This window comes from Pseudomonas sp. 14P_8.1_Bac3, from assembly GCF_025466085.1.
GTDB lineage: Bacteria > Pseudomonadota > Gammaproteobacteria > Pseudomonadales > Pseudomonadaceae > Aquipseudomonas.
Window position 1 is genome coordinate 71,358 of sequence record NZ_JANLOD010000018.1, and the last position, 10,661, is coordinate 82,018.

General features: G+C 62.6%; 11 protein-coding genes. 7 read left to right on the forward strand and 4 right to left on the reverse strand.

Annotated elements, in window-relative coordinates; translation table 11 throughout:
• Positions 1 to 5 precede the first annotated feature (5 nt).
• From thiL to NTD84_RS06090, 6 genes are all read left to right on the forward strand, one after another.
• A complete protein-coding gene (gene thiL / locus NTD84_RS06065) occupies positions 6 to 971 on the forward strand; it encodes a thiamine-phosphate kinase (protein WP_262164055.1) in 966 nt (321 codons plus the stop codon).
• Entirely contained in the window at positions 968 to 1,471 is a 504-nt protein-coding gene (locus NTD84_RS06070) for a phosphatidylglycerophosphatase A (protein WP_131062001.1), read from the forward strand. Before thiL ends, NTD84_RS06070 begins: the two co-directional genes overlap by 4 nt.
• Positions 1,472 to 1,492: 21 nt before the next feature.
• Positions 1,493 to 2,230, forward strand: a complete 738-nt coding sequence (locus NTD84_RS06075; protein ID WP_262164056.1) for a substrate-binding periplasmic protein — start codon at positions 1,493 to 1,495, stop codon at positions 2,228 to 2,230.
• Between the two features lie 161 nt (positions 2,231 to 2,391).
• Complete coding sequence (ribA, locus tag NTD84_RS06080; protein WP_262164057.1) at positions 2,392 to 3,009, forward strand: GTP cyclohydrolase II; 618 nt, start codon at positions 2,392 to 2,394, stop codon at positions 3,007 to 3,009.
• Entirely contained in the window at positions 3,006 to 3,425 is a 420-nt protein-coding gene (locus NTD84_RS06085; RefSeq protein WP_262164058.1) for an MFS transporter, read from the forward strand. Before ribA ends, NTD84_RS06085 begins: the two co-directional genes overlap by 4 nt.
• The gene (locus tag NTD84_RS06090) at positions 3,425 to 4,225 is read left to right on the forward strand and encodes a cobalamin-binding protein (RefSeq protein WP_262164059.1); all 801 of its coding nucleotides are present in this window, start codon (positions 3,425 to 3,427) and stop codon (positions 4,223 to 4,225) included. The genes NTD84_RS06085 and NTD84_RS06090 overlap by 1 nt, the downstream gene beginning before the upstream one ends.
• Before the next feature lie 107 nt (positions 4,226 to 4,332).
• Here the strand turns inward: NTD84_RS06090 and NTD84_RS06095 are convergent, their stop codons facing one another.
• The 4 genes from NTD84_RS06095 to NTD84_RS06110 all read right to left on the reverse strand — a co-directional run bounded on the left by NTD84_RS06095 (position 4,333) and on the right by NTD84_RS06110 (position 9,475).
• Complete coding sequence (locus NTD84_RS06095; RefSeq protein WP_262164060.1) at positions 4,333 to 6,216, reverse strand: TonB-dependent receptor domain-containing protein; 1,884 nt, start codon at positions 6,214 to 6,216, stop codon at positions 4,333 to 4,335.
• A gap of 142 nt (positions 6,217 to 6,358) precedes the next feature.
• Positions 6,359 to 8,257, reverse strand: a complete 1,899-nt coding sequence (gene dxs / locus NTD84_RS06100) for a 1-deoxy-D-xylulose-5-phosphate synthase (protein WP_262164061.1) — start codon at positions 8,255 to 8,257, stop codon at positions 6,359 to 6,361.
• Between the two features lie 91 nt (positions 8,258 to 8,348).
• Positions 8,349 to 9,236, reverse strand: a complete 888-nt coding sequence (gene ispA, locus NTD84_RS06105) for a (2E,6E)-farnesyl diphosphate synthase (protein ID WP_262164062.1) — start codon at positions 9,234 to 9,236, stop codon at positions 8,349 to 8,351.
• Entirely contained in the window at positions 9,233 to 9,475 is a 243-nt protein-coding gene (locus NTD84_RS06110; protein ID WP_007894317.1) for an exodeoxyribonuclease VII small subunit, read from the reverse strand. The genes ispA and NTD84_RS06110 overlap by 4 nt, the downstream gene beginning before the upstream one ends.
• A 379-nt stretch (positions 9,476 to 9,854) precedes the next feature.
• On the opposite strand from NTD84_RS06110, the gene NTD84_RS06115 reads away from it, so the two are divergent.
• Positions 9,855 to 10,646, forward strand: a complete 792-nt coding sequence (locus tag NTD84_RS06115; protein WP_262164063.1) for a YfaP family protein — start codon at positions 9,855 to 9,857, stop codon at positions 10,644 to 10,646.
• Positions 10,647 to 10,661: the final 15 nt, after the last annotated feature.

A 10,661-nucleotide genomic window follows, 5' to 3' on the forward strand; every position in this document is an offset into this window, starting at 1 on the left:
CCGCTATGGGTGAGTTTGAGCTGATCCGTAACTTCTTCGCCGCCGCGCCTTGTGCGCAGGGCGGCGAAGGCGTTGCACTGGGGATCGGCGATGACTGCGCCTTGCTCGCTGTGCCCTCGGGGGAGCAGTTGGCGATTTCCACCGATACGCTGGTGGCCGGTGTGCATTTCGCCGACCCTTGCGATCCGTTTCTGCTCGGTCAGCGCTCGCTGGCCGTGGCCGTCAGTGACCTGGCGGCCATGGGCGCCACGCCCGTTGCCTTTACCCTTGCCCTGACTTTGCCGACGGTGACCGCCGATTGGCTGCAAGCCTACGCCCGCGGTTTGAACCTCATGGCGCAGAGCTGCGGCGTGGCGCTGGTTGGCGGTGATACCACCCGTGGGCCCTTGAGCCTGACCATGACCGTGTTCGGCCGCGTGCCGGCCGGTCAGGCGTTGACCCGCAGCGGTGCCCAGGTGGGTGATTTGCTCTGCGTCGGCGGTGAACTGGGCAATGCCGCTGGCGCCTTGGCGCTGGTGCTCGGTCAGCGAACGGCGGAGGCCGCTGTCGCCGATCCGCTGCTGGCGCATTACTGGTCGCCACAACCGCAACTCGCGCTGGGTCAGGCCTTGCGCGGCAAGGCCACCTCGGCGCTGGATATCTCCGACGGCCTGCTCGCCGACTGCGGGCACATTGCGCTGGCGTCGCAGGTCGGCATTCAGGTTGAACGGGAACGATTGCCGCTGTCGAAAGCTTTAGTGGCCTTCCTCGGCCAACCGGGCGCCGAGCAGGCGGCCCTGAGTGGCGGCGACGATTACGTGTTGGCCTTCACCTTACCGTCCGTCGAGTTGCCACGACTGCTGGCGGATGGCTGGCCAGTCCATGTAATAGGACGCGTGGCGGCTGGGCAGGGCGTGTGGCTGCTGGATGCTGCCGGACAAGACATCACCCCGCAAACACGGGGCTATCAACATTTTCGGGAGACACCGTGACAGATCATCCCAAACAGGTTCCGGCGGAATTCGTACCGCCGTCGGTCTGGCGCAATCCCTGGCATTTCCTGGCGTTCGGCTTCGGCTCGGGCACTTTGCCAAAGGCGCCGGGCACCTGGGGTTCGTTAGTTGCGCTACCCTTTATCCCGTTGTGGCAGATGCTGCCCGACTGGGGTTACTGGCTGATGCTGGGCATCACCATGCTGTTCGGCTTCTGGCTGTGCGGCAAAGTGGCCGACGATTTACGGGTGCACGACCACGAAGGCATCGTCTGGGACGAAATGGTCGGGATGTGGATCACCCTGTGGCTGGTGCCGGAAGGCTGGTACTGGTTGCTTGCCGGGTTTGTGGTGTTCCGCTTCTTCGATATTCTCAAGCCCTGGCCGATTCACTGGATTGACCGTCATGTGCACGGCGGCGTCGGGATCATGCTCGATGACGTACTGGCCGGGGTGTTTGCCTGGTTGGCGATGCAAGGGTTGGTATGGATTTTCGCCTGACTGGCGAAACTGGGGACTGGGATGGCTCGACGCTGGTTGGCGGTGATGATGTTCGCGGTGTTCGGCACGCTCGCCCAGGCGGGGGAGGCCGTGACAACGCCGTCGGTGATTCACCTGGCCAGCGAAGAATGGGAAGACTATACCGCCGCTGATGGCCGTGGCCTGGGTTGGGACGTGCTGCGCGAAGTCTTCGAACCGGCAGGGATCAAGCTGGATATCCGCATCGAACCGTATACCCGCGCCGTCGGCCTGGCGCAGCGAGGCGAAGTGGACGCCTGTGTCGGTGGCTATCGCGATGAAGTCAGCGATCTGCTGTATCCGCGCTGGAACTACGACACCGATCACATCTATGCCTTGGGGCTGGCCAGTAATCCGGCGCCGACCCTGGAGACGCTGGGCAATTATCGACTCGCCTGGGTCCGCGGCTACAAATTCCAGAATTACCTGCCCAACGTTAACCGCTATAACGAAGTCATTCGGCGTACGGGCATTTTGTCGATGCTCACCCACAACCGCGCCGACTTTTACATCGATGCCCTGACCGAGGTGGATTACGTGGTCCGCCGGGCCAAGGATCCGTCCGAGTTCCAGCGCACGCATATCACCGAATTGCCGCTGTACCTGTGCTTTGCCGACAACCCCAAGGCGCGGAAACTGATGGCGTTGTTTGATCAGCGCATGGAGTTGCTGGTCAAAAGCGGTCAGTTGAGGCCGATCTTCGAGCGCTGGAAGCAGCCGTATCCGTTTGACTCAAATTGAACACGAATATGTGATTGATATGGATCACCGTGTGGGAGCGGGCCCAGCAATCAAACTTTTAGATCGTTATGCCCCATAATTCAGCCTAAGCGTGCGCTGGAACGTGCTGTTACAATGCCGCGTCTGCGAATCTCCAGTACCTATAGATCAGGAGCACACCGGTGCCTGTCGTTTTTGTCGCCGCTTCCAAGCTGCCAACGCCTTTTGCGCAATTCACCATGCACGGCTTTCTCGACGAAGAAAGCGGGCGCGAACATGTCGTGCTGAGCCTGGGTGAGTTCGACGACGGTGCCCCGGTACTCGGCCGGTTGCACTCCGAATGCCTGACTGGCGATGCCTTGTTCAGCCAGCGGTGCGACTGCGGTTCGCAACTTGAGGCCGCGTTGCAGGCCATCGCCCGTGAAGGCCGCGGCGTGTTGCTGTACCTGCGTCAGGAAGGCCGCGGCATTGGCCTGCTGAACAAGATCCGCGCCTACGAATTGCAGGATGGCGGCGCCGACACCGTTGAAGCCAACGAGCGTCTGGGCTTTGCCGCCGATCAGCGCGACTACGCCATGTGCCTGCCGATGCTCCAGCACTTGGGGGTGAAGTCCCTGCGGCTGATGACCAACAACCCGCGCAAGGTCAAAGCGCTGACCGACATGGGCATCGTAGTAGCCGAGCGCGTGCCGCTGCACACCGGCCATAATCCGCACAACAAACTTTACTTGGCCACCAAGGCCAGCAAGCTCGACCACATGATGGGTAACGAGCACCAGGGCGAGGCAGACCGGGCGTGACCCGCGGCCAGGTGCGGCGGCGACTGTCCGTCAACTGGTGGCAATATCTGGCCTTGGCCCTCGTGCCGCTGTTCGTGATCAACGGCGTGTTTGGCCAGACTGAGGCGATTTTGCCGGTGTTGGCGATGCCGCTCTTCATCGCCGGTGTCGCCTCAATGTTTGTCAGCCTGAAGTTCTTTGGTGGCTACAAGCATGCGCTGATCGCGACCCAGAAAGCCCTTGATACACCGGCAGAGCCGGCTGCGTGGATCGCCCTCGCGGCTAAACGTCGCGCGGCATTCCTGGCCGCCGGTTTGCCGGCCTGGATCGGCGCGCTGGCGGTGTTCGTTGGCCTCGAAGCGGTGCCGCTGGTGTTGCTGGCGCTGTCGACCACGGTGCTGTTTTACCTCTACCGTATTCCGCGTCAACTCGGCTGATGTCGCGGGTCTGGCTGGCGGTGTTGCTGCTGGCCGTCAGCGGCCCGGTTTTCTCGGTTGAGCGCGTCGTCAGCCTTGCGCCGTCCCTCTCTGAAATCGTGGTTGAACTGGATTCCGCCGACCTGCTCGTGGGTGTGCTGGATGCCGGTGAACGCCCGGCCCAGCTCAAGGATCTGCCGTCCGTTGGCCGCTACGGCCAACTGGACATGGAGCGCCTGCTCAGCCTGAGACCCGATTTGCTGCTGCTCTGGCCCGGTAGCGTAGGCCCGGCCCAGCGCGAACAGCTTAAGCGGCTGAACATCCCCACCTATGTCGCTGACCCCCACACCCTCGAACAACTGAGCGCGCAAATCGAGACGATCGCCGAGCGACTCGGCCGGCCCGAGCGCGGCATTTCATTGGCCGCCGATTTGCGTCAACGCCTGGCGTCGCTGCGCCAGCGCTATCGGCGGGATGAGCCGTTACGCGTGTTTTATCAGGTCTGGGATCGGCCGCTGTACACCGTTGGCAGCGGGCAGATCATCAGCGATGCGCTGGAGGTGTGCGGCGCGCGCAATGTGTTTGCCGACCTGACGCTGCCCGCGCCACAAGTCAGTGTGGAGGCGGTATTGCAGCGTAATCCCGAGGTGATTGTGGCCAGCGATCAGGCGCAACTCGATGCATGGAAGGCCTGGCCGCAGGTGGCGGCGGTGGCGCAGGGACAATTGCGTTTGGTGACGGACAAGGGGCTGGAGCGGCCGAGCGGGCAGATGATTGAGGCGACGGCCAAGTTGTGCCAGGTTATCGCGCCGGACCGTTGAACCGAGGTGCGGCCTTCACGAGCAACCCGCTCCCACAGGAATCACGCTGACCCTGTGGGAGCGGGCTTGCTCGCGAAGAGGTCGATGTAAGCACAACAACGCTCGGATCAGATCCCGGGCGTCCACGTCACCCCAAACATCCACGCCCGACCTTCCTCGCGATACCCATATTGACTGCCGTCATGACTGTACAGCGCCCGGCTATAACCCTTGTCCAGCAGGTTATCCACCTTCAGCTCCAGCTTGATCTGGTGATTCAGCGCCCAGCTGCTGCGCAACCCCAGTAACCCATACCCACCCAACGGCTGCCGGTTGTTCTCATCGTCATAGCTGCTGCTCACCGCCTGCCAACTGGCGCCGAGGCCCAGCCGATCGAATTGTCGGTCCAGATCCAGGCTCAACGTTCGCCGCGCACGACGGGCCAGGGTGTGGCCACTGTCGCGGTCCCGTGGGTCGATGATCGCCACGCCGAGATTGCTCTGCCAACCGAACAACTCCTGCTTCAGCGCCGCTTCGAACCCGTTGATCCGCGCGGCGGCGACGTTCTGCGGGCGGTCGTTGCTGCCGAATATGATCGCGTCCTTGAGGTCGGTGCGATACAGCGAGGCCTCGAGGCGACTGCTGTCGGTCAGTTGACTGCGCCATTGCAGCTCGTAGCTTTTCGAGGTTTCCGGCTTCAGGTCCGGATTGCCGAAATCCGGGTAGTACAGGTCGTTGAAGGTCGGTGCGCGGAAACCTTCGCTGTAGGTCAGCAACAGGTCGTTGTCCGGGTTCAACGGCAGGGTGAGCGTGCCGCTCCAGCTATTCTGACTGCCGAACTGCTGGTTCTGGTCGCGGCGCAGGCCCAGCTCGGTGGAGAAACTGTCGGCTTGAAAGCGATGCTGAACAAACGCCGCGCGGTTCCAGCGGCTGTCTTCGTCGAATGGCGTGCTGCTGTTGATGCGGTCTTCATACCAATCGCCGCCGAGGATCAGGCTGTTGCGCGCGTCGAGGGTCAGGTCGTTCTGCCAGTTCAGCGAGTCGCGGTAGGTGTTGAACACGCTGTGTTCGTCGCTGAGCTTGTCGAAGGTCTCTTCGCGGTTTTCGCTGTGGCCGATTTCGACGCGGGTCTTCCACCGGTCTTTGACGCGCGCATCGGCATAACTGCTGAAGCTGCTCACCGTGAACTCGTTGTAAGGCTGCTGCTGCACCGATTCGAAGGTGTCGATATCGAAGCGGCCGAACGGGTTGTCGAACGCGCTTTTGCCACGGTTATCCAACAGGTTGGCGCCGATTTCGATGTCGTCGCTGAGAGCGTGGCTCAGGCTCAAGCTTACGGATTTGTTGCGGTATTCGTCATGATCGCCGTCGCTGGGGTACGACGTGTGGCTGCGATTGATCCCGGCGGTCTCATCGAGGCTGGCGCCGAGGTTGAAGCGGGTTTGCTCATCGCCGCCGGACACCCCGAGGCTGCGCTCCCAGGCCTGGTTACTGCCAAAACCCATGTGCAGGCGTGGCTGAAGGCCTTGTTCCGCGCCACGCCGGGTGAAGATCTGGATCACCCCGCCAATCGCGTCGCTGCCATAAATCACCGAACGGGAGCCGCGCAGCACTTCCACTCGCTCGACCTGTTCGATATTGATGTGTTGCAGGTTGCTGTCGCCGGAGGTCGAGTTGCCGATGCGTTGGCCATCGACCAGCACCAGGCTCTGCGCCGACTTGGTGCCGCGAATGTAAATCCCCGGCAGGCTGCCGCGCCCGCCGGTTTGTCCGACTTGCACACCCGGCACGCGACGCAGCAGGTCAGTGACGCTGCCCGGTTGCAGGCGATCGATGTCTTCGCGGGTGAACACGGTGTTGGCGGCGCTGCTGTCGTTGCGCGCTTCGACCTGGCGGTTGGCGCTGATCAGCACGTCTGGGAGCTTGAGCGCCTGGTCGCGTTCGAAGGTGTCGGCCAGGAGCGGACAGGACGGCATGAGGGTCAGCGTCAGGGCGAAGGAGGAGAGTTTCATCGGCAGTCCGTTGTTACTTTAAAGCGAGCGCAAATCAAATGTGGGAGCGGGCTCGCTCGCGAAAGCGGAGTGTCAGTCAACACTGATGCTGACTGATCCACCGTATTCGCGAGCAAGCCCGCTCCCACAACGGGTTCTGCGGTTAGATGTTCAGCAGTTGCAAGCGCTGACGGACCGCTGCTTCGATCCCGGCCTCGTCCAGCCCGCACTCCGCCAGCATCTGCGCCGGCTTGGCGTGTTCGACGTAGCTGTCCGGCAAGCCCAGGTGCAGCATCGACTTGAGGATGTTCTCGCGGGCGAGGAATTCGCTGACCGCGCCACCGGCACCGCCCATGATCGCGTTTTCTTCGATGGTCACCAGCAACTCATGGCTGCCGGCGATTTCGCGAACCAGTGCTTCATCCAGCGGTTTGACGAAACGCATGTCGACCACAGTCGCCTCCAGCGTCTCGGCGACTTTCAGCGCCTCGGCCAGTTGCACGCCGAACACCAGCAGGGCGACTTTGCTGCCCTGACGGCGAACCACGCCCTTGCCGATTTCGATCGGTTGCAGGTCCTTCTCAATAATTGCGTTCGGGCCGTTGCCACGTGGATAACGCACCGCCGCCGGGCCGTTGTACAGGTGACCGGTGGTGAGCATCTTGCGCAGTTCGTTCTCGTCGCTCGGGGTCATCACCAACATGCCGGGGATGCAGCGCAGGAACGACAGATCGAAGCTGCCTGCGTGCGTCGGACCGTCTTCGCCCACCAGGCCGGCGCGGTCGATGGCGAACAAGACGTCGAGGTTCTGCACCGCAACGTCATGAATCAGCTGGTCGTAACCCCGTTGCAGGAACGTCGAATAGATCGCCACCACCGGTTTCGCACCTTCGCAGGCCATGCCGGCCGCGAGCGTCACCGCGTGTTGTTCGGCAATCGCCACGTCGAAATAGCGCAGCGGGAAACGCTCGCTGAACGCCACCAGGTCGGAGCCTTCCTTCATCGCCGGGGTGATGCCCACCAGGCGCGGATCGGCGGCGGCCATGTCGCACAGCCATTCGCCAAACACCCCGGAATACTTCGGCCCGCCGGCCTTTTTCGGCGCAGCGGCCGGCGCATCCACCGGTTCCAACTTGGTGATCGCGTGGTAACCGATCGGGTCGACTTCCGCCGGGGCGAAGCCTTTGCCTTTTTTGGTGACGACGTGAAGGAATTGCGGGCCTTTCAGATCGCGCATGTTACGCAGGGTGGCAATCAGCGTCGGCAGGTCGTGGCCATCGATCGGGCCGATGTAGTTCCAGCCCAGCTCTTCGAACAGCGTGCCAGGGACCAGCATGCCTTTGGCGTACTCCTCGGTGCGCCGGGCAATTTCCCAGGCGCCGGGCAGGCGCGACAGGACCTTTTTGCTGCCTTCGCGCATGCTCGCGTAGGTACGGCTGGAGAGGATTTTTGCCAGGTAATTCGACAACCCGCCGACATTGCGCGAAATCGACATATCGTTGTCGTTGAGGATCACCAGCATGTTGGCGTTCACTTCCGGCGCGTGGTTCAGCGCCTCGAAGGCCATGCCGGCGGTCAGCGCGCCGTCACCGATCACCGCAATCGCCTTGCGATCGCTGTTCTGCAGGCGGGCGGCAATGGCCATGCCCAGCGCGGCGCTGATCGAGGTGCTGGAGTGACCGACGCCAAAGGTGTCGTACTCGCTCTCGGAGCGACGCGGGAAGGCGGCAACGCCGTCCTTCTGGCGCAGGGTGCCCATGCGCTCGCGACGGCCGGTGAGGATTTTGTGTGGATAGGCCTGATGGCCCACGTCCCACACCAGCCGGTCGTCCGGGGTGTCGAAGACGTAATGCAACGCGATGGTCAGTTCGATGACGCCCAGGCCGGCCCCGAAATGCCCGCCGGTCTGACCGACCGTGTAGAGCAATTCCAGGCGCAACTCATCGGCCAGGGTTTCCAGCTCGGCTTCGCCTAACCGGCGCAGGCCGTCCGGCGTGTTGGCACGGTCGAGCAGGGGCGTGGTCGGGCGCTTGCGGGGAATCTCATGAAACGTCGTGGGCATCAGGCGAATCGTTATAGGTATAGAAGAGGCGGCAGTTTACCTGATGCTTCGGCCCCTGCCCACGCGTTGGTCTTTTTTGGCGGATACGCCGTCAGCTGCGGCGCTCGACAATGTAACGGGCCAGGTCGCGCAGGGGCTCGGCGGCCGCGTCAAACGGTCGCACCGCGTGCAGGGCCTGATCGCGCAGTTCCAGGGCGTAGGCCTTGGCCGCGTCGAGGCCGAGCAGGGCCGGGTAGGTCGGCTTGTCGCGCGCGATGTCGGCGCCCTGGCGTTTGCCGAGGGTTTCGGTATCGCTTTCGACGTCGAGAATGTCGTCCTGGACCTGGAACGCCAGGCCAATGGCCTGGGCATAGGTCTTCAGTGACTTCAGCTCATCTTTTTCGGCACGGCCGCTGGCCAGTGCACCGAGTTTGACGCTGGCTTCGATCAGTGCGCCGGTCTTGTGCCGGTGCATGTATTCGAGGGCTTTTTGATCGAGTTTGAGACCCACCGAGCCGAGATCGATGGCCTGACCGCCGACCATGCCCGCCGGGCCGGCCGCCAGCGCCAGGGCGCTGACCATCTGCAGGCGGATTTGCGCGTCGATCGAACTCAGGCTCGGATCGAGCAGGGCGCTGAAGGCCAGGCTTTGCAAGCCGTCACCGGCGAGGATCGCGCAGGCTTCATCAAATTTCTTATGGGTAGTCGGCAGGCCGCGACGCAGATCGTCGTCGTCCATTGCCGGCAAATCGTCGTGCACCAGGGAATAAGCGTGGATCAGTTCCACCGCGCAGGCCGCGCCGTTGGCTTGCTCAGCCTTGCCGCCCAGCGCTTCGCAGGCCGCGTAGGCCAGCAGCGGGCGCACGCGTTTGCCGCCGTTCATCACGCTGTAGCGCATGGCTTCGTACAGGCGCGCGAGTTCCGGGCTTGGCGGGTTGAACAGGGTTTCGAGCGCCGCGTTGACGCGGGCCTGGCTGGTGGCGGAGTACGCTGCAATCATTCTGGCTGATCCGCGTCGAAGGGTTCCTCGGCCAGCTCGCCATCACGCTCGAGCAGCACCTGCACCTTCTGCTCGGCCTGGGCCAGCGCCGCCTGGCAATCACGGGTCAGACCGATGCCTTGCTCGAAAGCCGTCAGCGAATCTTCCAGCGACAACTCGCCGTTCTCCAGCCGCTCTACCAGCGTTTGCAGGTCAGCGAGGGATTGTTCGAAATCCAGTGCAGCTTTTTTGCGGGCCATGGCGGCGATTTCCGGTTGACGTTAAACCGGCGCGACACTAGCAGACATGGGGGTTATGGGCAAATGAGCGGGCGTACAGCGCAATTCTCCCGGTAGGAGCGAGCAGGCTCGCGATGGTCATGAACGATAACGCGGGAAATCAGATGCCCCGCGGTGTGCTCAGGTTTTTCGCGAGCGTGCTCACGCCTACAGGAACCCTCCTCGTGATATCCCCCGCAAATCGAGATGTATCCGATTGTTAAAAATCTGCCAAATCGCTAACCTTCGCGCCTCTTACGGCCCATTAGTCACGGGTCTTTCTGACGAAACGCAGTTTTTGGATCTGTAAGGCGCCGAGGATCAGGCGCAAGGTTTCGTTATGCATGGCAGGAGGCGTCACATGCGTTCATGTCTTTTAGTGCTGATGGGGCTGGTCTGCGCGAGCGCGGCCCTGGCTGCACCGACGGCTGAGTTGTCGGAGCCGGTGGGCGGTTGGCGCTACAACGGCTTGCTCGACCGCAGCGAAAACCCGCAAGTGGCCTACCCCACGCCGCCCATCGACCGCGGCGTGCAGCGCAATCGCACGATGATCGAAGGCCAGCTCAAGGCCATCGGCACGCAGCGCGGGCCGCACACCCTGGCCGTCAACGGCAATCCGCTGAATCTGTACACCGACGATGAAGGGCGGTTCGCCCGGCCCTATGCCTTTGGCGCGGGCTCCAACAGCGTCGAAGTGCGCAGCGCCGAAGGCCAGTCGCTCAAGCGTGTTCAATTCTATGAAGCCAACAACCTGCGCACCCCGGCGCGGATTCGCGTGGTGCTGGGGTGGGACGATCCGAAAGCCGAGCTCGACCTGCACATCATTACCCCTGACGGCCAGCATGCGTTTTTCGCCCACACGGCGTTGACCAACGGCGGCGGCCTGGACCCGGACGGCGTCGACGGTCCCGGCCCGGAAATGTTCACCATGACCGCGCCGCTGCATGGCACCTATCTGGTTTACGTGAACTATTGGGGCAACTTCGGCAGCGAAGGCTATAACTTCGATGAGACCAGCAACCAGAACGAGGTCATCACCTCGCAGATCAACCTGGTGCTGAACGAAAACACCGTCGACGAAAAACGCGAGACGTTCATCGTGCCCCTACGCGCAATCGGTGACCTGCTGCTGGTCAAGACTTTCAACTATTAAGCATCCCGCTCCACG

Bases quoted from the DNA above. Each gene is read 5' to 3' on its own strand.
- thiL (WP_262164055.1), top strand. From the start codon at position 6: ATGGGTGAGTTTGAGCTGATCCGTAACTTCTTCGCCGCCGCGCCTTGT.
- NTD84_RS06075 (WP_262164056.1), top strand. From the start codon at position 1,493: ATGGCTCGACGCTGGTTGGCGGTGATGATGTTCGCGGTGTTCGGCACG.
- NTD84_RS06090 (WP_262164059.1), top strand. From the start codon at position 3,425: ATGTCGCGGGTCTGGCTGGCGGTGTTGCTGCTGGCCGTCAGCGGCCCG.
- NTD84_RS06095 (WP_262164060.1), bottom strand. From the start codon at position 6,216: ATGAAACTCTCCTCCTTCGCCCTGACGCTGACCCTCATGCCGTCCTGT.
- dxs (WP_262164061.1), bottom strand. From the start codon at position 8,257: ATGCCCACGACGTTTCATGAGATTCCCCGCAAGCGCCCGACCACGCCC.
- ispA (WP_262164062.1), bottom strand. From the start codon at position 9,236: ATGATTGCAGCGTACTCCGCCACCAGCCAGGCCCGCGTCAACGCGGCG.
- NTD84_RS06110 (WP_007894317.1), bottom strand. From the start codon at position 9,475: ATGGCCCGCAAAAAAGCTGCACTGGATTTCGAACAATCCCTCGCTGAC.
- NTD84_RS06115 (WP_262164063.1), top strand. From the start codon at position 9,855: ATGCGTTCATGTCTTTTAGTGCTGATGGGGCTGGTCTGCGCGAGCGCG.